The 22,063-nt window shown below is 71.0% G+C and carries 18 protein-coding genes and 1 pseudogene; 3 read left to right on the top strand and 16 right to left on the bottom strand.

All coding sequences use genetic code 11. The annotated features are described in order from the left end of the window. Positions 1–66: 66 nt before the first annotated feature. The 10 genes and pseudogenes from ACZ7RU_RS18050 to arc all read right to left on the bottom strand — a co-directional run bounded on the left by ACZ7RU_RS18050 (position 67) and on the right by arc (position 10,424). A complete protein-coding gene (locus ACZ7RU_RS18050) occupies positions 67–450 on the bottom strand; it encodes an FKBP-type peptidyl-prolyl cis-trans isomerase (RefSeq protein ID WP_470341911.1) in 384 nt (127 codons plus the stop codon). A gap of 160 nt (positions 451–610) precedes the next feature. After that, positions 611–1,921 carry an FKBP-type peptidyl-prolyl cis-trans isomerase gene (locus tag ACZ7RU_RS18045; RefSeq protein ID WP_470341910.1) on the bottom strand — a complete coding sequence of 437 codons (1,311 nt, stop codon included), beginning with the start codon at positions 1,919–1,921 and terminating at the stop codon, positions 611–613. A 214-nt stretch (positions 1,922–2,135) separates the two neighbouring features. Next, on the bottom strand, positions 2,136–3,125 hold the full coding sequence (locus ACZ7RU_RS18040) for an FKBP-type peptidyl-prolyl cis-trans isomerase (protein ID WP_470341909.1): 990 nt from the start codon (positions 3,123–3,125) through the stop codon (positions 2,136–2,138). 125 nt (positions 3,126–3,250) lie between these two features. Continuing rightward, positions 3,251–4,612, bottom strand: coding sequence for a Pup--protein ligase (gene pafA / locus ACZ7RU_RS18035; protein WP_470341908.1), 1,362 nt, complete (start codon positions 4,610–4,612; stop codon positions 3,251–3,253). Between the two features lie 121 nt (positions 4,613–4,733). After that, positions 4,734–5,489: a proteasome subunit alpha gene (gene prcA / locus ACZ7RU_RS18030; RefSeq protein WP_470341907.1), complete on the bottom strand. Its 756-nt coding sequence runs from the start codon at positions 5,487–5,489 to the stop codon at positions 4,734–4,736. A gap of 31 nt (positions 5,490–5,520) precedes the next feature. Then, positions 5,521–6,318, bottom strand: a complete 798-nt coding sequence (gene prcB, locus ACZ7RU_RS18025) for a proteasome subunit beta (RefSeq protein WP_470342170.1) — start codon at positions 6,316–6,318, stop codon at positions 5,521–5,523. Then, positions 6,315–6,392 (bottom strand): annotated as a pseudogene (locus ACZ7RU_RS18020) (endonuclease VII domain-containing protein); the annotation flags it as partial. The gene prcB and the pseudogene ACZ7RU_RS18020, both read right to left, overlap by 4 nt. A gap of 132 nt (positions 6,393–6,524) precedes the next feature. Further along, positions 6,525–6,743: a ubiquitin-like protein Pup gene (locus ACZ7RU_RS18015; protein ID WP_355250385.1), complete on the bottom strand. Its 219-nt coding sequence runs from the start codon at positions 6,741–6,743 to the stop codon at positions 6,525–6,527. Between the two features lie 174 nt (positions 6,744–6,917). Then, the gene (dop, locus tag ACZ7RU_RS18010; RefSeq protein WP_470341906.1) at positions 6,918–8,429 is read right to left on the bottom strand and encodes a depupylase/deamidase Dop; all 1,512 of its coding nucleotides are present in this window, start codon (positions 8,427–8,429) and stop codon (positions 6,918–6,920) included. Between the two features lie 228 nt (positions 8,430–8,657). Next, entirely contained in the window at positions 8,658–10,424 is a 1,767-nt protein-coding gene (arc, locus tag ACZ7RU_RS18005) for a proteasome ATPase (RefSeq protein WP_470341905.1), read from the bottom strand. 286 nt (positions 10,425–10,710) lie between these two features. Between arc and ACZ7RU_RS18000 the strand changes: the two genes are divergently transcribed. Then, positions 10,711–11,016 (top strand): ferredoxin, encoded by a 306-nt coding sequence (locus tag ACZ7RU_RS18000; protein WP_470341904.1) that lies wholly within the window; start codon positions 10,711–10,713, stop codon positions 11,014–11,016. Positions 11,017–11,024: 8 nt separating this feature from the next. On the opposite strand, the gene ACZ7RU_RS17995 is transcribed toward ACZ7RU_RS18000, so the two are convergent. The 3 genes from ACZ7RU_RS17995 to ACZ7RU_RS17985 all read right to left on the bottom strand — a co-directional run bounded on the left by ACZ7RU_RS17995 (position 11,025) and on the right by ACZ7RU_RS17985 (position 13,998). After that, on the bottom strand, positions 11,025–11,639 hold the full coding sequence (locus ACZ7RU_RS17995; RefSeq protein WP_470341903.1) for a hypothetical protein: 615 nt from the start codon (positions 11,637–11,639) through the stop codon (positions 11,025–11,027). A 128-nt stretch (positions 11,640–11,767) separates the two neighbouring features. Next, a complete protein-coding gene (locus ACZ7RU_RS17990) occupies positions 11,768–12,727 on the bottom strand; it encodes a tRNA (adenine-N1)-methyltransferase (RefSeq protein WP_470341902.1) in 960 nt (319 codons plus the stop codon). Positions 12,728–12,786: 59 nt separating this feature from the next. Continuing rightward, a complete protein-coding gene (locus ACZ7RU_RS17985) occupies positions 12,787–13,998 on the bottom strand; it encodes a site-2 protease family protein (protein ID WP_470341901.1) in 1,212 nt (403 codons plus the stop codon). A 166-nt stretch (positions 13,999–14,164) separates the two neighbouring features. On the opposite strand from ACZ7RU_RS17985, the gene ACZ7RU_RS17980 reads away from it, so the two are divergent. Further along, entirely contained in the window at positions 14,165–15,067 is a 903-nt protein-coding gene (locus ACZ7RU_RS17980; protein WP_470341900.1) for a RecB family exonuclease, read from the top strand. Continuing rightward, positions 15,068–15,739, top strand: coding sequence for a response regulator (locus ACZ7RU_RS17975; RefSeq protein WP_188299078.1), 672 nt, complete (start codon positions 15,068–15,070; stop codon positions 15,737–15,739). 97 nt (positions 15,740–15,836) lie between these two features. On the opposite strand, the gene ACZ7RU_RS17970 is transcribed toward ACZ7RU_RS17975, so the two are convergent. The 3 genes from ACZ7RU_RS17970 to metH all read right to left on the bottom strand — a co-directional run bounded on the left by ACZ7RU_RS17970 (position 15,837) and on the right by metH (position 22,019). Beyond that, the gene (locus ACZ7RU_RS17970) at positions 15,837–17,441 is read right to left on the bottom strand and encodes an ABC transporter substrate-binding protein (protein ID WP_470341899.1); all 1,605 of its coding nucleotides are present in this window, start codon (positions 17,439–17,441) and stop codon (positions 15,837–15,839) included. A gap of 221 nt (positions 17,442–17,662) precedes the next feature. After that, positions 17,663–18,367 carry an HAD family hydrolase gene (locus tag ACZ7RU_RS17965; RefSeq protein ID WP_470341898.1) on the bottom strand — a complete coding sequence of 235 codons (705 nt, stop codon included), beginning with the start codon at positions 18,365–18,367 and terminating at the stop codon, positions 17,663–17,665. A gap of 139 nt (positions 18,368–18,506) precedes the next feature. Next, positions 18,507–22,019 carry a methionine synthase gene (gene metH / locus ACZ7RU_RS17960; RefSeq protein WP_470341897.1) on the bottom strand — a complete coding sequence of 1,171 codons (3,513 nt, stop codon included), beginning with the start codon at positions 22,017–22,019 and terminating at the stop codon, positions 18,507–18,509. Positions 22,020–22,063 lie beyond the last annotated feature (44 nt).

The following is a 22,063-nucleotide window of genomic DNA, read 5'->3' as shown; positions in this document are numbered from 1 at the left end:
GTTCGGGCCCGGACACGCCCGTGGGCCGGGCCCCCGGAGGGGTCCGGCCCACGGGCGTGAGCAGGCTCAGACGGCCAGCAGGTCGACCACGAAGATCAGGGTCGAGCCCTTCGGGATGGCCGGGGTCGGCGACTGGTCACCGTACGCCAGGTGCGGCGGGATGGTCAGCTCGCGACGGCCACCGACCTTCATGCCGACGACGCCCTGGTCCCAGCCCTTGATGACGCGGCCGCCGCCCAGCGGGAAACGGAACTCGTTGGGGCTCCGGTTCCAGCTCGCGTCGAACTCCTCGCCGGTCGCGAAGGTCACGCCGACGTAGCGGACGCTGACGTTCTGGCCCTTCTTGGCCTCCGGGCCGTCACCCACGACGATGTCACGGATCTGCAGCTCCGTCGGGGCGTCGCCGATCGGGAAGTCGATCTCAGGCTTCTCGTTGAGGTTGACGCTCACAGTCCCTCTTCTCACATTTCGCTGGCATTCACGACCAAGCGGCGGGCGCCCGCACCCGGTCCGTCTCAGGACCACCGTACGGGCGCCCGCCGCCCGTCCGGGCCCGGCCACGCGGCCGGACCCGAAGGTCACACGTGCACCATTGTCACCCGAAAGCGGGTCAGCCCTGACCGGCGTCCAGGATGTCCACCACGAAGACCAGCGTCGCGCCGGGCGGGATGTCGCCCTGGCCCTTGTCGCCGTAGCCCAGCGCGGCGGGGATCACCAGCTCGACCCGGCTGCCGACGGTCTGGCCCTCCAGGCCCTGGTCCCAGCCCTGGATGACCTGGCCGCCGCCGACCGGGAAGGTGAACGCCTGGCCCTTGCTGAGCGAGGAGTCGAACACCTTGCCGCTGGAGAACAGCGCGCCGGTGTACTGGACGACGACCTTCTCGCCCTTCTCCACCTTCGGGCCGGTGCCCTTGATCAGGACGTGCGACTTCAGCTCGGTCGGGTCCTTCGCCCCGGCGACCGGGGTGATCTCGGCCGGCTTCTTGCCGTTGTCCTTGACCTGCGGGAAGTCCGCCGGCGGCGGGGTGACGGTCCCGCTCACCACGGCGTCGGGCGCGTTGGCGTTGCGGATGTCGATCACGAAGATCAGGTCGTCCTTGGCGCCGATCGACATGTCGGCCTTGCCCTGGGCGCCGAACGCGGCGGCCGGCGGGGCCACCACCAGCAGCCGGCTGCCGGCCTTCTTGCCGACCACGGCCTGGTCCAGGGCCGGGATCAGCGCGTCGGTGCCGGCCTGGAAGATCTGCGGCTTCCCGTTGGCGTCGTACGAGCTCGGGATGTCCTTGCCGGTGGTCCAGTCCTTGGCGGTGTAGTCCACCGAGGTCCAGGAGTTCTTCTCGACCTTGGCGCCGGTGCCCTCGGTGAGCACCTTGACGACGAAGGAGCCGTCGGAGGCCTCGCCCGGCACCTGGATCTCGGCCTTCTTGCCGAAGTCGCCGGCGACCGTCGGCAGCACCTTGGCGCTGTCCTTGATCGGCGGCACCGGGTCGGCGGTCGGCGTGGGCGGCGCGGTCTTGGCGGCGTCCGGCTTGGCCGCGGCGGTGTCCTTGGAGTCGTCCTTGTTCACCATGTAGAGCGTGATGCCGCTGCCGACCAGCAGCACGGCCAGCACCGTGCCGAGGATCACACCCAGCTTGCCGACGCCGGGCGGGTTCTCGTCGTACCCGGCCTCCGAGGTGTCGGACTTGCGCACGCTGGAGGCGAAGATCTGCGGGGCCTCGTCCGTCCTCGTCGTGCCCTGGGTCCGCGGCGCCTCGCCGGGCTGCGCCCAGCCGGCCTGCTGCGCCAGGATCGCCGGGGGGACGACGATCGACTCGCGGTCCCCGACCGGGCCGCCGGGGCGAGAGGCGGCCGGGTCACCCGCAGAGCTGTCGTTCGCCGCGGTGCCGGCCCCGCCCGGGCTCGGCGTCTTCTCAGTCATGACTCCCCATCCATCTCGCCACGAGGTCTTCCAGGTCTGCGCCCGGCGTGGGCACGCCGGCCTGCGGTCGCACCGCCCGCCCCGGACCTCGGCACCGGGCGGCGCCTGCCACAGTGCGTGGGCAGTATGACAGCTCAGGATGAGGGCGGACGCTTCGCTGTACGAGCGTCCGCCCAAGCGTACGGAATCCCCGGGGCGACTTCGAGAGCCAGATCTAGACCGCTTCGAGAATGTCGATCACGAAGACCAGGGTCGAGTTCGCCGGCACCGAGCCCTGCGCCTTGTCCTGGTAGCCGAGCGCCGGCGGCACCACCAGCAGCACCCGGCTGCCGACGTTCTGCCCGACCAGGCCCTTGTCCCAGCCCTCGATCACGCTGCCGGTGCCGATCTGCACCGCCTGCGCGCCGCCGTGCGTCCAGGAGGCGTCGAACTGCTGGCCGTTGGCCCACAGCACCCCGGTGTACTGCACCACCAGGGTCTGCCCGCTCTTGACCTGCTTGCCCTCGCCCTTGATCAGCACCGCCTGCTGGAGGTCGGTGGGCGCGGCCTGCCCGGCCGGGACCGTGATCGTCGCCGGCGCCTTGCCGTTGTCCTTGACCTGCGGCAGCGTCGCGGCCGGCTCGGTCATCGTCCCGGTCAGCGTGGAGTCCGGCGGCAGGCTCTCCATGACGTCCAGCACGAACACCACGGTGTCGCCGTTGTTGACGCCCAGCTGGGTGGAGCCCTGCTCGCCGAAGGCGGCCGAGGGCGGGGCCACCACCAGCAGCCGGGTGCCCACCTTCTTCCCGATCACGCTCTGGTCCAGCGCGGGCACCAGCTGCCCGCTGCCGGCCTGGTAGAGCTGCGGCTTGCCGTTGGCGTCGTACGAACTGGGCAGGTCCTTGCCGGTGGTCCAGTCCTTGGCGGTGTAGTTGACCGTCACCCAGTCGCCCTTGTTGACGGTCGTGCGCTCGCCCTCGGTGACCGTGTTCACCACGAACTGACCGCTGGGCTGCCGGCCCTCGGGGATGGTGATGGTGGCCTTGCTGCCGAATCCGCCACCCGAGAGCGTGGGCATCGGCGACGCCTCGCCGACCGGCGCGGGCACCGTCGGGGCGGCGCTCGCCGGGGAGGGCGACGACGGGCCGGCCGCCTTGGGGGAACTGCTGCAGGCGACCGCGAGCAGCAACGGCAGGGTGAGAAGCAAACCGGCGGTGCGGCGCACGGTGGTCCTAACTGTCGGTCGAAGTCGGCTCTCCGGGGACTCGACGACAGCGTATGCCCGGCACGCGGCCGGCCCCGGTAGACACCACCGGGGCCGGCCGCCGCCCTGATCACGCCGCTTCGCGGCTACATCCCCGCGATCAGCTTCTCCACCCGCTCGTCGACCGAACGGAACGGGTCCTTGCACAGCACCGTGCGCTGCGCCTGGTCGTTCAGCTTCAGGTGCACCCAGTCCACCGTGAAGTCCCGGCGCTGCTCCTGCGCCCGGCGGATGAAGTCCCCGCGCAGCCGGGCCCGGGTGGTCTGCGGCGGGATCGACTTGGCCTCGAAGGTCTTGAGGTCGGTGGTCACCCGCTGCGCCTGGCCCTTGCCCTGGAGCAGGTAGAACAGGCCGCGGCGGCGGTGGATGTCGTGGTACGCGAGGTCGATCTGGGCCACCCGCGGGTTGGACATGCTCATCTGGTGCTTCTCGCGGTAGCGCTCGATGAGCTTGTACTTCATGATCCAGTCGATCTCCTGGGCCACCCCGTCCAGCCGCTCGGTGCGGACGGCCTCCAGGGTGCGGCCCCACAGGTCGAGCACCCGGGCGACGGTGCCGGTGTTGATGCCCTTGCGGTCGGCGAACTCCAGGGCCTTGGTGTAGTACTCCTCCTGGATGTCCAGCGCGCTGGCCTCCCGGCCGTTGGCGAGCCGCACCTGGTGGGTGCCGGTGAGGTCGTGGCTCACCTCGCGGATCGCCCGGATCGGGTTCTCCAGGGTGAGGTCGCGCATCACCACGCCGGCCTCGATCAGCCGCAGCACCAGGTCGGTGGAGCCGACCTTGAGCAGCGTCGTGGTCTCGGACATGTTGGAGTCGCCGACGATCACGTGCAGCCGGCGGTAGCGCTCGGCGTCCGCGTGCGGCTCGTCCCGGGTGTTGATGATCGGGCGCGAGCGGGTGGTCGCCGAGCTGACGCCCTCCCAGATGTGCTCGGCCCGCTGGCTGACGCAGAACACCGCGCCGCGCGGGGTCTGCAGCACCTTGCCCGCGCCGCAGATCAGCTGGCGGGTGACCAGGAACGGGATCAGCACGTCGGCCAGCCGGGAGAACTCGCCGTGCCGGGCCACGCAGTAGTTCTCGTGGCAGCCGTAGGAGTTGCCGGCCGAGTCGGTGTTGTTCTTGAAGAGGTAGACGTCCCCCGCGATGCCCTCCTCGTGCAGCCGCCGCTCGGCGTCCACCAGGAGTCCTTCGAGGATGCGCTCGCCGGCCTTGTCGTGCGTCACCAGTTCGACGACGTCGTCGCACTCGGGGGTGGCGTACTCGGGGTGGGAGCCGACGTCGAGGTAGAGGCGGGCGCCGTTGCGCAGGAAGACGTTGCTGCTGCGGCCCCAGGAGACGACCCGGCGGAACAGGTACCGCGCCACCTCGTCCGGGGACAGCCGTCGCTGCCCGCGGAACGTGCAGGTCACGCCGTACTCGTTCTCCAGCCCGAAAATCCGGCGGTCCATGAGCACTCCATTCTCTGTCGGAGCTGTCCGAAACCGCCTCCACGACGACTGGGCCGCCGCAGGGGCACCGGAGTCCCGGACGGCGGCGGCACGGCCGCCGCACGGGACTCCACAGGCACTGCTACACCGGCGTGCCGTCCGCCGGGTTGTCCTCGTCGTCCGCCTCGGCGGACTGGTCCCCGTCGAGCAGCCGGCCCAGCTGGTTGCCCAGGATCCGCTTGAACTTGCGCTGTTGGAACCGCTGGCGGTCGAGGACCGCCACCTCCAGCTGTTCCGGCGTGAGGCTGCGCGGGCTGCCGCCGTTGGGGTCGCGGGCGAGCGAGTCGACCGCGACCTTCACCGCCTCGGTGAGGCTCAGGCCGGCCCGGTGGCGCTGGCCCAGGTAGTTGCCGATGGAGTCGGCGTTGCCGCCGACCACCACGTAGTTCTTCTCGTCCACGACCGAGCCGTCCGGGGTGAGCCGGTAGATCTGGTCGTTGTCGGGGGTGCGGCCGACCTCGGCCACGATCAGCTCGACCTCGTACGGCTTCTCGCCGACCGAGGAGAAGATGGTGCCCAGGGTCTGGGCGTACACGTTGGCCAGGCCCCGGGCCGTGACGTCGGCCCGGTCGTAGGAGTAGCCGCGCAGGTCGGCGTAGCGGACGCCGCCGATGCGCAGGTTCTCGAACTCGTTGTAGCGACCGACCGCCGCGAAGGCGATCTTGTCGTAGATCTCGGAGACCTTGTGGAGCGCCCTGGAGGTGTTCTCCGCGACGAAGACGATGCCGTCGGCGTAGGTGAGCACGACCACGCTGCGGCCGCGCGCGATGCCCTTGCGGGCGTACTCCGCGCGGTCCGCCATGGCCTGCTGGGGTGAGACGTAGAACGGTGTCGACACCGGCGGTCGTCCCCTTCCTGTGAGGTGGTGGCTAGATCAGCGGGGCCTGCGGGCCGTTGGGCCGGGTCAGGCGCTCGTCGGTGATGGCCACGACGACCTCCGTGACCTCCGCCTCGGTGAGCCGGCGGAAGCCGTCCTCGGTGATCAGCGAGACGATCGGGAAGATCTTGCGGGCGAGGTCCGGGCCGCCGGTGGCGGAGTCGTCGTCCGCCGCGTCGTAGAGCGCCTGGACGACCATGGTGACGGCCTGGTCGGCCGTCAGGCCGTCGCGGTAGAGCTTCTTCATCGAGCCGCGGGCGAAGACCGAGCCCGAGCCGGTGGCGGTGAAGCCGCGCTCCTCGGACCGTCCGCCGGTGACGTCGTAGTTGAAGATCCGGCCGCGGCCGAGGTCCAGGTCGTAGCCGGCGAACAGCGGCACCACGGCGAGGCCCTGCATCGCCATGCCCAGGTTGCCCCGGATCATGGTGGTGAGCCGGTTCGCCTTGCCCTCCAGGGAGAGCGTGGCGCCCTCGATCTTCTCGTAGTGCTCCAGCTCCAGCTGGAACAGCCGGACCATCTCGATCGCGAGGCCCGCGGTGCCGGCCACGCCGACCGCGCTGAACTCGTCGGCCGGGAACACCTTCTCCATGTCGCGTTGGGCGATCACGTTGCCCATCGTCGCCCGGCGGTCACCCGCGATCACCACGCCGCCGTCGAACACCGCGGCCACGATGGTGGTCCCGTGCGGGGCCTCGACCACGGCCCCCTCGGGGAGCCCGCGGTGGCCGGGGACCAGCTCCGGCCGGTGCTCGGCGAGGAAGTCGATGAACGAGGACGACCCCGGGGTCAGGAAGGCAGCCGGTAGACGCCCGGTGCCACGAGTGTTGGCTTCCACACGATTCCTTCCAGGTAGCTTGAAGCGCGCGCTGCCCGCACCCTACCCGCCCGACGATCACTGTCCAGGGGTGGTGGGGCCGGTGCCGGGCGGCCGGGCGGTGCTCGCCGCCCGGCCGCCCCGGACGGTCGCGACCGTGAATTCGGAATGCCCGCTCCGGGCTATTGCCCGCCCTTCTGGACGAATCCACGCACGAAATCCTCGGCATTCGACTCGAGGACCTCGTCGATTTCGTCCAGCACCGCGTCGACGTCGTCGCTCAGCTTTTCCTGGCGCTCCTTGAGGTCCTCGGAATTCTGGCTTTCCGCGGCCTGCTCCTCGACCTCCTCGGAGGAACGGTTTGCCCGCTGCTGGCCGCCGCCGGTGTCCTTGCCCGCCATTTCCCTCACCCCGCTCGATTCGTCTGGCACGGTTCGGTCGCTGCTTGCTGCAACGACCCTATACACAAGGTGCGACTGCCGCTCCCGGTTCGCCGGTGGCGCTTCCTGTCCAACACCCGCTGCCACCCCGGATGATTCCCATTCGGCGGACGTTCACCCATGGTGATCGAAAAGTTACCCGCCGGACAGCACCCGGAGCAGGTCCTCGGCCGTGCGGCAGCGGTCCAGCAGCTCCTTGACGTGGTTGCGGGTGCCGCGCAGCGGTTCCAGGGTGGGCACCCGCTGCAACGAGTCCCGGCCCGGCAGGTCGAAGATCACCGAGTCCCAGGAGGCCGCCGCGACGTGCTCCGCGTACTGCTCCAGGCAGCGCCCGCGGAAGTACGCCCGGGTGTCCTCCGGCGGCTTGGAGACGGCCCGCTCGACCTCGTCCTCGGTGAGCAGCCGCTCGAACCGTCCACGGGCCACCAGGCGGTTGTAGAGGCCCTTCTCGGGCCGTACGTCGCTGTACTGGAGGTCGACCAGGTGCAGCCGCGGGTTGTCCCACTCCAGGGCGTCCCGGCTGCGGTAGCCCTCCAGGATCTCCCGCTTGGCGATCCAGTCCAGCTGCTTGGACAACGACATCGGGTCGCGCTCCAGCCGCCCCAGGACGTCCTCCCAGCGCGTCAGCACGTCCACCGTCTGCTCGTCCGCGTCGGTGCCGAAGCGGTCCTCGACGTACTTGCGGGCCAGCTCGAAGTACTCCAGCTGGAGCTGGACGGCGGTGAGCTTGCGCCCGTTGCGCAGGGTGATCAGGTGCTTGAGGGTCGGGTCGTGGGAGACCCGGTGCAGGGTGCGCACCGGCTGGTCGACGGCCAGGTCCGCGGCGATGAACGAGTCCTCGATCATCGACAGGACCAGTGAGGTGGTGCCCAGCTTGAGGTAGGTGGAGATCTCGGAGAGGTTGGCGTCCCCGATGATCACGTGCAGCCGGCGGTACTTCTCGGCGTCCGCGTGCGGCTCGTCGCGGGTGTTGATGATCGGGCGCTTGAGCGTCGTCTCCAGCCCGACCTCGACCTCGAAGTAGTCCGCCCGCTGGCTGATCTGGAAGCCGTGCGCCGAGCCGTCCTGGCCGATGCCGACCCGGCCTGCGCCGGTGACCACCTGGCGGGAGACGAAGAAGGGGGTGAGGTGGCGGACGATGTCGGCGAACGGTGTCGCCCGCTTCATCAGGTAGTTCTCGTGGGTGCCGTAGGAGGCGCCCTTGTTGTCGGTGTTGTTCTTGTACAGGTGGATGGTCTGCCCGTTGGGCAGCTCCAGCGCGCGTTGCGCGGCGGCGGCCATGATCCGCTCGCCGGCCTTGTCCCAGAGCACCGCGTCGCGCGGGTTGGTCACCTCGGGCGAGCTGTACTCGGGGTGCGCGTGGTCCACGTAGAACCGGGCCCCGTTGGTGAGGATGACGTTGGCGAGGCCGATGTCCTCGTCGGTCAGCTGGCTGGCGTCCGCGACCTCGCGGGCCAGGTCGAACCCCCGTGCGTCGCGCAGCGGATTCTCCTCCTCGAAGTCCCAGCGGGCCCGCCGTGCCCGGTGCATCGCCGCCGCGTACGCGTTGACGATCTGGGACGAGGTGAGCATGGCGTTGGCGTTGGGGTGCCCCGGCACGGAGATCCCGTACTCGGTCTCGATGCCCATCACTCGCCGTACGGTCATGCGGCCCTCCTTGCCCGGTGCGCCGCCCCCGACGGGCGGCGCACTCTGACGTACCGCCGAACAACACCGACGCCGGGCCTCTGCCCGCGCACGGTGGGTCGAGCCTAGAACCCGGCGCCGAGCGGCGGGCCCGGAGACGCGCCGTCCGGCTGCGGGGCCGCGAGGCGCCACAGCCGGACGGTGTGCGTACAGCTCCGGGGACCGCTGCCGGCCCGGACAACCGTGTTCTTACAGGTACTGCCCCGTGTTGGCGACAGTGTCGATCGAGCGGCCGGACTCGGCGCCCTGCTTGCCGGTGACCAGCGTGCGGATGAAGACGATCCGCTCGCCCTTCTTGCCGGAGATGCGGGCCCAGTCGTCCGGGTTGGTGGTGTTCGGGAGGTCCTCGTTCTCCTTGAACTCGTCCACGCAGGCGGCGAGCAGGTGGGAGACGCGCAGACCGCGCTGACCGTGGTCGAGGAAGTCCTTGATGGCCATCTTCTTCGCGCGGTCGACGATGTTCTGGATCATCGCGCCGGAGTTGAAGTCCTTGAAGTACAGGACCTCCTTGTCACCGTTGGCGTAGGTGACCTCCAGGAAGCGGTTCTCCTCGGTCTCGGAGTACATCCGCTCCACCACCGACTGGATCATCGCGGCCACCGTGGCCTCGACGGAGCCGTCGTGCTCCTTGAGGTCGTCCGGGTGGAACGGCAGCGAGTCCCTGAGGTACTTGGAGAAGATGTCCTTCGCGGCCTCGGCGTCCGGGCGCTCGATCTTGATCTTGACGTCCAGGCGGCCGGGCCGCAGGATCGCCGGGTCGATCATGTCCTCGCGGTTCGAGGCGCCGATGACGATGACGTTCTCCAGGCCCTCCACGCCGTCGATCTCGGCGAGCAGCTGCGGGACGATGGTGTTCTCCACGTCCGAGCTGACGCCGGAGCCGCGGGTGCGGAACAGCGACTCCATCTCGTCGAAGAAGACGATGACGGGCGTGCCCTCGCTCGCCTTCTCCCGGGCCCGCTGGAAGACCAGGCGGATCTGCCGCTCGGTCTCGCCCACGTACTTGTTGAGCAGCTCGGGGCCCTTGATGTTGAGGAAGTAGCTCTTCCCCTGGGGGCGGCCGGTGACCTCGGCGACCTTCTTGGCCAGCGAGTTGGCGACCGCCTTGGCGATCAGCGTCTTGCCGCAGCCGGGCGGGCCGTAGAGCAGCACGCCCTTGGGCGGGCGCAGCTCGTACTCCTTGAAGAGGTCGGCGTGCAGGTAGGGCAGTTCGACCGCGTCGCGGATCTGCTCGATCTGGTTGCTCAGGCCGCCGATCTGGCGGTAGTCGATGTCCGGGACCTCCTCGAGGACCAGCTCCTCGACCTCGGACTTCGGCACGACCTCGAACACGTAGCCGGAGCGGGGCTCCAGCAGCAGGGCGTCGCCCGCCCGGATGGTCAGCCCGCGCAGCGGCTCGGCGAGGCGCACCACGCGCTCCTCGTCGGTGTGCCCCAGGACCAGGGCGCGCTCGCCGTCCTCCAGGAGTTCCTTGAGGGTGACGATCTCGCCGATGTTCTCGAAGGCCATCGCGTCCACGATGTTGAGGGCCTCGTTGAGCATCACTTCCTGGCCGCGCCGCACCTCGTCGAGGGCGACGTTGGGGCTGACGTTCACGCGGAGCTTCCGCCCGCCGGTGAAGATGTCCGCGGTGCCGTCCTCGTTCGCGTCGAGGAAGGTGCCGAAGCCGGCCGGGGGCTGTGCCAGCCGGTCCACTTCCTCCTTGAGGGCCACGATCTGGTCGCGGGCCTCACGCAGGGTGGAGGCGAGCCGGTCGTTCTGGGCGGTCACGCCCGCCAGGTTGGTCTGGAGCTCGACGATCCGCTCTTCGAGGATCCTCGAATTGCGCGGCGAGTCGGCGAGCTTGCGGCGCAACACGGCGATTTCCTGCTCAAGGTACGAGACCTGAGCGGCCTCGTCGGAACCACGAGCGGGCCTGCCGGTGCTGCGGTTGTAGTCGTCATCGTGGGCTGCCACGGTCCTCACCTCCTCCGGGGAGCTGGACGCTTCCAGACCCTACCTGGGACCAGGGGTCCGTAAACCCCTAGATCAAGAAAGATGGAACGGGCGTGTCCGATCTTCGCCCCAGCGTGCTTCCCCTCTGCTAAGTGGGATACCCACCGCGCACCGCCCAAAGCGGGCCAGATGTATCGTCGACCGAAGCGATATCCGATCGCGACCACAAGTCTGGGTCCGATCGTTGTACGAATGGCGGGATTGCCCCAGGAATAGGGGCGACCCGGGACAGAAACGGCAGGGGACCATGTCGGTGACCGACCAGACGGCGGCAGCGGCCGAGGCGCTGGAGGTGTGGATCGACCAGGATCTGTGCACCGGCGACGGCATCTGCGCGCAGTACGCACCCGAGGTCTTCGAGCTCGACATCGACGGGCTGGCCTACGTGAAGGGGCCGGACGACGAGCTGCGCCAGCAGCCCGGGGAGACCGCCCCGGTGCCGCTGACGATCCTTCAGGACGTGGTGGACTCGGCGAAGGAGTGCCCCGGCGACTGCATCCACGTGCGCCGGGTCGCCGACCGGGTCGAGGTGTACGGACCGGACGCGGAGTAGCCGGTCCGTCACACGGCGGAGACCGGGGCGGCGGTCTGGGAGCGGTCCCAGCCGCCGCCCCTGCGCGTCCAGGTGAGGTCGAGTGAGATGTCGGGCCGGAACCGCGGCACGTCCTCGCTCGAGTACCCCTGTGCGTGGCCGGTGATGGCGCCGTCCGAACGCACCGCGATCCGGCTCACGGTGAGGTTCTCGCGCTCGGCGAGCAGGGTGGCCACGACCTCCGGGCGCTCGCCCGGGCCGAAGCCGAGCAGGAAGACGGCGTCCGGCGGGGTGCCGGTCTCGGTGGCGCAGTGCGCGGCGACCACCGTGCCGGGGCGCCCGTCGCCGAGCCGCGCGGGCACGCTGAGCGCCGTCTTGACCGGGAACGGGCCGCAGTCCAGCGGGAGTTGGGCCCGGGACGGGTCGGGGGCGGCGGTCGCGGCGAGGGCCTGGGGGGTGCCGTGCGCGGGTACCGGGGTGCCGGTGGCCGGGGAGGCGGCCAGGGCGGCCGCCACCACCGCGCCGCAGCCGGCCAGGGCGACGGCCCAGTGCCAGGGGGCGGTGCGCGCGTGCCCGGGCCCGGAGCGGCCCCGCGGTGTGTGCTGTCCAGCCGTCGCCGTCGTCGTCCCGACCGCGGTCTCCACCAGGCGTCCCCTCCAGAGCTCCAAGCGCCAAGGCGTGAGCGAGCATCGTCCCACACGGCGTTCACGGCCGAAGAGGAAGGGGTGGTACGAGCGGAGCGCTCGTACCACCCCTCCTGAGGGTTCGGGGCTCAGCCCAGGTCGGGCTGGTCCGCCTCCGTGGTGCGGGCGGCCTTGCGGGCGGCGGCGCGCTCCTGGAGGGTGGGCTCGGCGGAGCCGTTGTCGTAGTCCTCGCCGTACGCGCCCTTGGCCGGGCGGCGGCGGCGCAGCGGCGGCTCCACGCCGTCCGCCAGGCGGCGGGCGGTGAGCAGGAAGCCGGTGTGGCCGATCATCCGGTGGTCCGGGCGGACCGCCAGGCCCTCCAGGTGCCAGGTGCGGACCATGGTCTCCCAGGCCTGCGGCTCGGTGAAGGTGCCGTGGTCGCGCAGCGCCTCGACGGTCTTCGACATCTGCGTGGTGGTGGCCACGTAGCAGCAGATGAGGCCGCCGGGGACGAGCGCCCGGGAGGCGACGTCCAGGCACTCCCAGGGGGCCAGCATGTCGAGGATGACGCGGTCGACGTCGGTCTCGACCAGGTTGTCCTGGAGGTCGCCGACGGTCAGCTTCCACGCCGGGTGCGGGCCGCCGAAGTAGCGCTCGACGTTCCCCTGGGCGATGTCGGCGAAGTCCTGCCGGCGCTCGTAGGAGGCCAGCATGCCGTGCTCGCCGACGGCGCGCAGCAGGTACATGCTGAGCGCGCCGGAGCCGACGCCGGCCTCGACCACGCGGGCGCCCGCGAAGATGTCGGCCATCGCCAGGATCTGCCCCGCGTCCTTGGGGTAGATCACGGCGGCGCCGCGCGGCATGGACAGGACGTAGTCGGGGAGCAGGGGGCGCAGCGCGAGGTACGGGACGTTCCCCGTGGTGCGCACGACCGTGCCTTCGGGGGCGCCGATCAGCTCGTCGTGCGGGAACGCACCCTTGTGGGTGTGGAACTGGTTCCCGGCCTGGAGCGTGAACGTGTAGTGGCGACCCTTGGGGTCGGTCAGCTGGACCTGGTCCCCGACCTGGAAGGGCCCGCGTCGGCGGGCGGCACCGGTCGGTTCGGACATGCGGCCAATCCTAAGGGAAGCGGACCGCCCCGCCGGACGCGGGTGATCGTCGGCGGCGGTCAGCGGCCGGTGACGGCGGCGGTCAGCCGCTGTTCGATGTCGCTGAGCGAGGCGACGCCGTACACCCGGCCGTCCGGCTCGACGACCAGGTACTCCGCCGCCGGGGTGGTCTGGACGGCCCGCAGCAGGTCCTCGCCGCCGAGGTCGGCGCTCAGCCGCAGCCCGGGCTCGAGGTCCCGGGCGAGCGGGCCGACGGCCACCCAGGGGCGGCGGTGCTCGGGCACCGACCGGACCGCGGACTCCCGTACGAGGGCGATCGGCTCGCCCCGGCCGTCCACCACGATCACCGCGCCGGCCTGGGCCTCGCGGGCTCGGCGCAGCGCCTCGCCGAGCGGGGTGTCGGCGGTGACCTCGACGGCCCGCCGGGCCAGCTCGCGCAGCCGCAGGCCGGGCAGCACCGCCTTGAGCCGGGCGTTGCGCAGGCTGCCGGTGGCGCCGTTCCAGATGATCGCGGCGAGCACCGCGGCCAGCACCGCGTCCACCAGGGTGTCGGTGGTGGTGCGCTCCACACCGCGGGCGGCGCTCAGCAGCGGCAGGCCGACCAGCACGGCGACGGCCAGCCCGCGGCCGACCCAGGCGGCGGCCACCGTGCCGGTCATCGGCTTGCCGCTGATCGCCCAGACGACCGCGCGCAGCATCCGGCCGCCGTCCAGCGGCAGGCCGGGCAGCAGGTTGAAGGCGGCGACCACCAGGTTGGAGACCATCAGGCCGGTGAGCAGCACCCCGGGCACGGTGGACAGCTCCACCGCCCGCACCGCGAGGTAGAACACGCCGCCGAGCGCCAGCGAGAGCAGCGGGCCGACGAAGGCCAGCCAGAACTCCCGCCAGGGGCTCTCCGCCTCGTTCTCGATCTCGGAGACGCCGCCGAAGAACTGGAGCTGGATCCGCCGGACCCCCAGCCGGTAGCGCAGCGCGACCAGGGTGTGGGCGAGCTCGTGCACCAGGACGGAGGCGTAGAAGGCGACCGCGAAGAAGAACGCGACCAGGTAGCGGGCGCCGCCGAGGTCGGGCAGCACCTCGCCCAGCTGTCCGCCGAACACCCAGGTGATCAGCGCGGCGATCACGAACCAGGAGGGGGTGACGTAGACGGGCACCCCGAAGGGGCGGCCCATCAGGATGCCGCCGCGGCGCTCGGGCGGCGGCGCGGCCGGACGCCCGTCGTCCGCCTGCGGTGGCCGGTCGGAGGGCTGCTGCCCCCTGCTGTCGCTCACCGTGATCCCTTCGGTCGTCTCCCCCGTCGTGCCCGGTGCGCCCACGCTACGTGATCGCGGCCCTCCGGCGCTGCGCGGCCCTGCTCCAGGCTTCCTACCCACTCGGCCGCCGCTCTGGCAGCACCGTGGCAGCGGGATGACGGCGAAGGGCAATAGGGTCGTAGCCATGCACACCGAGACCAGCAGTGCCGTCGCGCGCCCGGCGGCGCCCCCGACCGGCCTCTCGCCGTCCCGAGCGGGGGACTTCCTCACCTGTCCCCTGCTGTACCGGCTGCGGGTGATCGACCGGCTGCCCGAGCCGCCGAGCTCGGCGGCGACCCGGGGCACGCTGGTGCACGCCGTGCTGGAGCGGCTGTTCGACAGCCCGGCGGCCGAGCGGACGCCGGAGCGCGCGCTGGGCCTGCTGCGCCCGCAGTGGGAGCGGCTGCTGGGCGAGCGCCCGGAGCTGGCCTCGCTGTTCCCGGAGGACCCGGACGGCGCGGCGCTGACCCGCTGGCTGGCGGACGCCGAGAAGCTGGTCGGCCAGTGGTTCCGGCTGGAGGACCCGACCCGGCTGCACCCGGTGGAGCGGGAGCTCTACGTGGAGACGGCCCTGGAGTCGGGGCTGCTGCTGCGCGGCTACATCGACCGGGTGGACGTCGCCCCGACCGGTGAGGTCCGGCTGGTGGACTACAAGACCGGCCGGGCGCCCTCGCGGGACTTCGAGGGCAAGGCGATGTTCCAGATGAAGTTCTACGCGCTGGTGGTGTGGCGCTGGAAGGGCGTGGTTCCCAAGCGCCTCCAGCTGGTCTACCTCGGCGGGGGCGGGGACGTGGTCAGCTACGACCCGGACGAGGCGGACCTGCTCGCGGTGGAGCGCAAGCTCCAGGCACTGTGGGAGCGGATCAGCCTGGCGGTGGCCACCGGGGACTTCCCGGCCACCCGCAACCGCCTCTGCGACTGGTGCGACCACCAGGCCAGCTGCCCGGAGTTCGGCGGCACCCCGCCGCCGTACCCGCTGCCGGTGCCGCCGGCCCGTACGTCGGATGAGAGTGATCCCACGGGGGATCCGATGAGCAAGGAGTCCTAGGTGACGATCCGAGTGCTGCTGGTCGACGACCAGCCGCTGCTGCGCACCGGTTTCCGGATGATCCTGGAAGCCGAGTCCGACCTCGTGGTGGTCGGTGAGGCCGGCGACGGCCAGCAGGCGCTGGACCAGGTGCGGGCGCTACAGCCCGACGTGGTCCTGATGGACATCCGGATGCCCAGGATGGACGGCGTCGAGGCGACCCGCCGGATCGCCGGCCCGGGGCGGGACGGCCCGGCCAAGGTGCTGGTGCTGACCACCTTCGACCTGGACGAGTACGTGGTGGAGGCGCTGCGCGCGGGCGCCAGCGGCTTCCTGCTGAAGGACGTCCCGGCCGAGGAGCTGGTGCAGGCGATCCGGGTGGTGGCGGACGGCGCGGCGATGCTGGCGCCGAGCATCACCCGCCGCCTGCTGGACATGTACGCCACCAAGCTGCCCTCGGGCGACGAGGCGCCGCCGCAGGCGCTGAGCGCGCTGACCGAGCGGGAGCTGGAGGTGCTGAAGCTGGTGGCGCGCGGGCTGTCGAACGCGGAGATCGCGGCCGAGCTGTTCGTCAGCGAGACCACCGTCAAGACGCACGTGGGCCATGTGCTGACCAAGCTCCAGCTGCGCGACCGGGTCCAGGCGGCCGTGTACGCCTACGAGAGCGGGCTGGTGCGCCCGGGCGCCCTGTAGCGGCTGCGGCGGCCCCACGGGGCCGCGGGAACACGACGGCGGCCCGTCCGCTCCCCCGTGCCGACGGGGAAGCGGGCGGGCCGCCGTCCTGCGGGCGCTACTTGTTGTTCCGGCTGATCTCCCAGAAGCGGAAGTAGCCGGTGGTGTCGACGGTGGACTCGACGCCGGTGACGTACGAGCGGGCCGCGAAGAAGGACTTGTTCTGGTACAGCGGGACCAGCGGCACGTTCTCGGCCTCGATCTGCTGGATCTGCGCGTAGGTGGCGGCCGCGGCGCTGCGGTCGGTCTGCCGGAGGCCCTCCGGCACCAGCTTGCCGCTGATCCGCGGGTCGTCCCAACCGTGGTGGTAGGCACCGCCGTTGACCAGCAGCGGGGCGAGGTAGTTGTCCGGGTCCGGGTAGTCGGCGAACCAACCGATGACGTACGCCTGGTACTTGCTCTCGGCCCAGCCCTTGCGGTACGAGTCCCAGTCCGGTTCCTGGACGAGCGTCACCTGGAAGATGCCGCCGGTCTCCAGCTGCTTCTTCAGCGTCTCGGCCTCGTTGCTGCCGGCCCGCGAACGGGACCAGGTGAGGGTGAACTTGACCGGGGTCTGGACCTTGGCGTCGGCCAGGATCTTCTTGGCCTTGTTGACGTCCTGGTCGCCGTAGCGGTCGAAGAAGGCCGTGCTGTGGCCGGGCAGGCCGGCCGGGACCATGGAGTAGAGCGCCTGGACGGTGCGGGCGAAGACGTCGCGGGCCAGCGCCTTCCGGTCCATCATCTGGGCGATGGCCTGGCGGACGGCGACGTTGCTCATCAGCGGGTCCTTGGTGTTGAGGACCAGCGAACGGGTGTCGTTGCTGTCGCCCTCGGTCACCTGGAGGTCGGTCTTGCCGCCCTGCTGGTCGGAGCGGACCTGGGCGGCGGTGTTCGGCTCCAGGCTGTTGTCGGTGAGGTCGACCTCGCTCCTGTCCAGCGCCGCCTTCAGGTCCTCCGACTTGTCGAAGTACCGGACCGTGAACTTGTTGTTCCGCAGCTTGGCGTCGCCGCCGTACTTGTCGTTGGCCGACAGCACGACCTTGCCCAGCTGCTTGCCGCCGCTCAGGTTCTCGACCGAGTCGATGCGGTACGGGCCGGAGCCGATCAGCTTGTCGTTGGAGACGAGCTTGTCGGCGGGGTAGGCCTGGTGGTCCACGATGGCGCCGGCCGGGGTCGCCAGCTTGGCCGGCAGGGTGGCGTCGGGGGCGGAGAGGTGGAAGAGCACCTCGTTGTCGCCCTTGGCCTCGACGGACTTGATCGAGTCGAGCAGTTCGACCGGGCCGTTCGGGTCGTTGATCTTCTTGGTGCGCTCGATCGAGTAGACCACGTCCTGGGCGGTCAGCGGGTGACCGTTGGAGAACTTCAGGCCGGGCTTCAGGGTGCAGTGGTACTCGGTGGCCTCGGCGCTGGTGAACTCGCAGGACTGCGCGGCGTCCGGGGAGGGCGAGCTGGCGGCGGCCTGGAAGGTGAGCAGCGACTGGAAGGTGTTGCGCAGCAGCAGCCACGATCCGGAGTCGTAGGCGGCGGCCGGGTCCAGGACACCGGTCAGCTGGCTGGTGCCCATGGTGATGGACTTGCCGCTGTCCCCCTTGACCACGTCGGTCACCGATCCGCAACCCGCCACCGACACGGCGACCAGGCCGGCGCAACCGAGTACTGCCAGGCGTTCAGCTGAAGTCTTCACGAGGCGCGTCCTTCTGGGTGGCACGAACTGGAGTAGCGTGCCATATCGAACACGCACGACCGGTACCCGTGCGAATGACGTTTGGGACACGGTGGTTCAGGGCATCACGGCGCGCCCGACGAGTTGTCAGCCAATGCCCGTTTTCTCCCCCGGTGACGCCGTTCCGGAGGCCCGCGAGGCCACTTACCGGCCGGTAAGGCCGGGTCGCAATGAGACGACAATCACACTCGCGAGGTGACCAGGGAGCGCAGCAGGTCGAGGTCGACCTGCTCCAGCGAGGGCAGCACCAGCCGTCCCGGAGCCGGCTCGATCGCCGCCACCGAGGGCACCGCGATCACCGGGCAGCCGGCCGCCTCGCCCGCCCGCACCCCCGTCGGGGTGTCCTCGACCACCACGCAGCGGGCCGGCTCCGCTCCCAGCCGCCGGGCCGCCTCCAGGTACGGGTCCGGGAACGGCTTGGTGCGCGGCACCTCGTCCCCGCCGATGGTGAAGGCGAAGTGGTGGGCGCCCAGCGAGCGCAGCACGATGTCGATCACGTGCCGGTGCGAGGCGGACACCATGGCGGCCGGGATGCCGTGCGCGGCAAGGGTGTTGAGCAGCCGCTCGGCGCCCGGCATCAGCGGCACGCCGCCGGCCAGCAGGTCGACGAAGCGCTGGTTGACCAGCACGCCGAGGTCGGCCGGCGCGATGTCCGCCCCGGTCCGGGCGACCAGGTAGTCCATCACCCTGGCCATCGGGCCGCCGACCACGTGGGCGCGGTCCGCCTCGTCCAGCTCGTGGCCCAGCTCGGCGAAGAGCGAGGCCTCGGCCTGCCACCAGAAGTCCTCGGTGTCCACCAGCGTCCCGTCCATGTCCAGCAGCACCGCCTGGAGCCCGCGGTCGTCCCCGTGGTCGAGGATGCGCGTGGCGGTGGAACTGGTCGTCATGGCAGGCGTCCTTCCGGCAGGCCCGGGGCGTTCCGGGGAAGGCACGGGCCGACCCGCTGGTGAGCGGACCGGCCCGTTCAGGATCATCCAGGATACGCCCGCCACGCCCGAAAGGAGCGAACGCGGCACGAACCGGGCGTTACCGGGCGTTGAAGTACTTCGCCTCCGGGTGGTGGATCACGATCGCGTCGGTGGACTGCTCCGGGTGGAGCTGGAACTCCTCGGAGAGCACCACGCCGATCCGCTCCGGCTTCAGCAGCTCGGCGATCTTGGCCCGGTCCTCCAGCTCGGGGCAGGCCCCGTAGCCGAGCGAGAAGCGGGCGCCGCGGTACTTGAGCGCGAACATGTCCTTCACGTCCTGCGGGTCCTCGCCGGAGAAGCCCAGCTCGTAGCGGACCCGCGCGTGCCAGAACTCGGCCAGCGCCTCGGCCAGCTGCACCGAGAGGCCGTGCAGCTCCAGGTAGTCCCGGTAGGAGTTGCCGGCGAACAGCTCGTTGGCCGCCTCCGAGATCCGGTTGCCCATCGTGACCACCTGGAGGCCGACGACGTCCCGCACCCCGGTCTCCTCCGGGCGGAAGAAGTCGGCCAGGCAGAGCCGGCGCCCGCGCCGCTGGCGCGGGAAGGTGAAGCGGGTGCGCTCGGTGCCGTCCTCGTGGAAGACGATCAGGTCGTCGCCCTTGGAGTTGGCCGGGTAGTAGCCGTAGACCACGGCCGCCTCCAGCCAGCCCTCGGTCTGCAGCCGGTCCAGCCAGGCCCGCAGCCGCGGCCGGCCCTCGGTCTCCACCAGCTCCTCGTACGAGGGGCCGTCGCCGCTGCGGGAGGCCTTCAGGCCCCACTGCCCCTTGAACAGCGCGTCCTCGTCCAGCCAGGAGGCGTAGTCGGCGAACGGGATGCCCTTGACGATCCGGTCGCCCCAGAACGGCGGGGTGGGCACGGTGTTGTCGACGGCGACGTCGGAGCGGATCTGGCCGAGGTTGACCTCGGGCTCCGGCTCCTCCACCTCGACCCGGGCATGCCGGCGCTGCTTGAGCTCCGGCAGGGCCGCGCCGGGCACGCCGCGCTTGACCGCGATCAGCGCGTCCATCAGCCGCAGGCCCTCGAAGGCGTCCCGGGCGTAGCGGACCTCGCCCTCGTAGATCTCGTGCAGGTCCTGCTCGACGTAGGCCCGGGTGAGCGCGGCGCCGCCGAGGATCACCGGGTAGCTCGCGGCCAGCTTGCGCTGGTTCAGCTCCTCCAGGTTCTCCTTCATGATCACGGTGGACTTCACCAGCAGCCCGGACATCCCGATGACGTCCGCGTTGTGCTCCTGCGCGGCGTCCAGGATCGCCGAGACCGGCTGCTTGATGCCCAGGTTGACCACGTTGTAGCCGTTGTTGGACAGGATGATGTCGACCAGGTTCTTGCCGATGTCGTGGACGTCGCCCTTGACGGTGGCCAGCACGATGGTGCCCTTGCCCTCGCTGTCGGACTTCTCCATGTGCGGCTCCAGGTGGGCCACCGCGGTCTTCATCACCTCGGCGGACTGGAGCACGAACGGCAGCTGCATCTGGCCCGAGCCGAAGAGCTCGCCGACCACCTTCATGCCGGCCAGCAGGGTGTCGTTGATGATCTCCAGCGCCGGGCGCCCGGCCAGCGCCTCGTCCAGGTCGGCCTCCAGGCCGTTCCGCTCGCCGTCGATGATCCGGCGCTGGAGCCGCTCCTCCAGCGGGAGCGCGGCCAGCTCCTCGGCCTTGGAAGCCTTGACCGAGGCGGCGGAGACGCCCTCGAACAGCTCCAGCAGGCGCTGCAGCGGGTCGTAGCCGTCCCGGCGGCGGTCGTAGACCAGGTCGAGCGCGGCCTCCCGCTGGTCCTCCGGGATCCGGGAGATCGGCAGGATCTTGGAGGCGTGCACGATCGCCGAGTCCAGGCCGGCCTCCACGCACTCGTGCAGGAAGACCGAGTTGAGCACCACCCGGGCGGCCGGGTTGAGGCCGAAGGAGATGTTGGACAGGCCGAGCGTGGTCTGCACCCCGGGGTGGCGGCGCTTGAGCTCGCGGATCGCCTCGATGGTCTCGATGCCGTCCCGGCGGGACTCCTCCTGGCCGGTGGCCAGGGTGAAGGTGAGGCAGTCGACCAGGATCGAGCCCTCGTCGATGCCGTAGTCGGTGGTGAGTTCGGCGATCAGCCGCTCGGCGATCGCGACCTTCGCGTCGGCGGTGCGGGCCTGGCCCTGCTCGTCGATGGTCAGCGCGATCAGGCCGGCGCCGTGCTCGCGGGCCAGCGAGGCGATCCGGCCGAAGCGCGAGTCGGGGGCGTTGCCGTCCTCGTAGTTGACCGAGTTGAGCACCGCGCGGCCGCCGAGCGCCTCCAGGCCGGCCCGCAGCACGGGCGGCTCGGTGGAGTCCAGCACGATCGGCAGGGTGGAGGCGGTGGCCAGCCGGCCGGCGATCTCCTTCATGTCGGCGACGCCGTCGCGGCCGACGTAGTCCACGCAGAGGTCCAGCAGGTGGGAGCCGTCCCGGATCTGGTCGCGGGCGATCTCCACGCAGGCCTGCCAGTCACCGGCCAGCATCGACTCGCGGAACTTCTTGGAGCCGTTGGCGTTGGTGCGCTCGCCGATCGCCAGGTACGAGGTGTCCTGGCGGAACGGCACCGCCTGGTACAGCGAGGCCGCCGAGGGCTCCGGCCGCGGGTCGCGCGGGGCGATCGGACGGCCCTGGACCCGCTCGACCACCTGGCGCAGGTGCTCGGGGGTGGTGCCGCAGCAGCCGCCGACCAGCGAGAGGCCGTACTCGCGGGTGAACACGTCGTGGGCGTCGGCCAGTTCGGCCGGGGAGAGCGGGTAGTGGGCGCCGTCCTTGCCGAGCACCGGCAGGCCCGCGTTCGGCATGCAGGACAGGCCGATCCGGGCGTTCTTGGCCAGGTAGCGCAGGTGCTCGCTCATCTCGGCCGGGCCGGTGGCGCAGTTGAGGCCGATGTAGTCCACGCCCAGCGGCTCCAGCGCGGTGAGCGCGGCGCCGATCTCGGAGCCGAGCAGCATGGTGCCGGTGGTCTCCACCGTCACCTGCACCAGCACCGGCAGGTCGAGCCCGGCCTCGGCCAGGGCCCGCTTGGAGCCCAGGATGGCCGCCTTGGTCTGCAGCAGGTCCTGGCTGGTCTCCACCAGCAGCGCGTCGGCGCCGCCGGCGATCAGGCCGGCCGCGTTCTGCTGGAAGCCGTCGCGCAGCGTCCCGTACGGGGCGTGGCCGAGGGTCGGCAGCTTGGTGCCGGGGCCGATCGAGCCGAGCACCCAGCGGACCCGGCCGTCGGCGGCGGTGTGGGCGTCGGCCGTCTCGCGGGCGATCCGGGCGCCGGACTCGGACAGCTCGAAGATCCGTTCGGAGATCTCGTACTCGCCCAGCGCGCTGAAGTTGGCGCCGAAGGTGTTGGTCTCCACGCAGTCCACGCCCACCCCGAAGTAGGCCTCGTGGACGGACCGGACGATGTCCGGGCGGGTGATGTTGAGGACCTCGTTGCAGCCTTCGAGGTTCTGGAAGTCCTCCAGCGTCGGGTCCTGCGCCTGGAGCATGGTGCCCATGGCACCGTCGGCGACCACCACCCGGGTGGCGAGCGCTTCACGCAACGCGTTCGCGCGGCTCTGCTGAGTGATGGACGGGGTGGCTGCTGTGGCCATGGGGCTTCTCCCTGGTGCGACGGCTGTCGGCTTTGCGCACCCGC

This window comes from Kitasatospora sp. NPDC114501 (assembly GCF_055633695.1).
Note: the sequence above shows the minus strand (reverse complement) of the source record. Positions and strands in the feature narration are given on the sequence as shown.

Coding starts and splice junctions, on each gene's coding strand:
- ACZ7RU_RS18015 (WP_355250385.1), bottom strand. CDS start 6,743: ATGGCGGGCAAGGACACCGGCGGCGGCCAGCAGCGGGCAAACCGTTCC.
- ACZ7RU_RS17965 (WP_470341898.1), bottom strand. CDS start 18,367: ATGACGACCAGTTCCACCGCCACGCGCATCCTCGACCACGGGGACGAC.
- ACZ7RU_RS17990 (WP_470341902.1), bottom strand. CDS start 12,727: ATGTCCGAACCGACCGGTGCCGCCCGCCGACGCGGGCCCTTCCAGGTC.
- metH (WP_470341897.1), bottom strand. CDS start 22,019: ATGGCCACAGCAGCCACCCCGTCCATCACTCAGCAGAGCCGCGCGAAC.
- ACZ7RU_RS17980 (WP_470341900.1), top strand. CDS start 14,165: ATGCACACCGAGACCAGCAGTGCCGTCGCGCGCCCGGCGGCGCCCCCG.
- ACZ7RU_RS18000 (WP_470341904.1), top strand. CDS start 10,711: ATGTCGGTGACCGACCAGACGGCGGCAGCGGCCGAGGCGCTGGAGGTG.
- ACZ7RU_RS18045 (WP_470341910.1), bottom strand. CDS start 1,921: ATGACTGAGAAGACGCCGAGCCCGGGCGGGGCCGGCACCGCGGCGAAC.
- pafA (WP_470341908.1), bottom strand. CDS start 4,612: ATGGACCGCCGGATTTTCGGGCTGGAGAACGAGTACGGCGTGACCTGC.
- dop (WP_470341906.1), bottom strand. CDS start 8,429: ATGACCGTACGGCGAGTGATGGGCATCGAGACCGAGTACGGGATCTCC.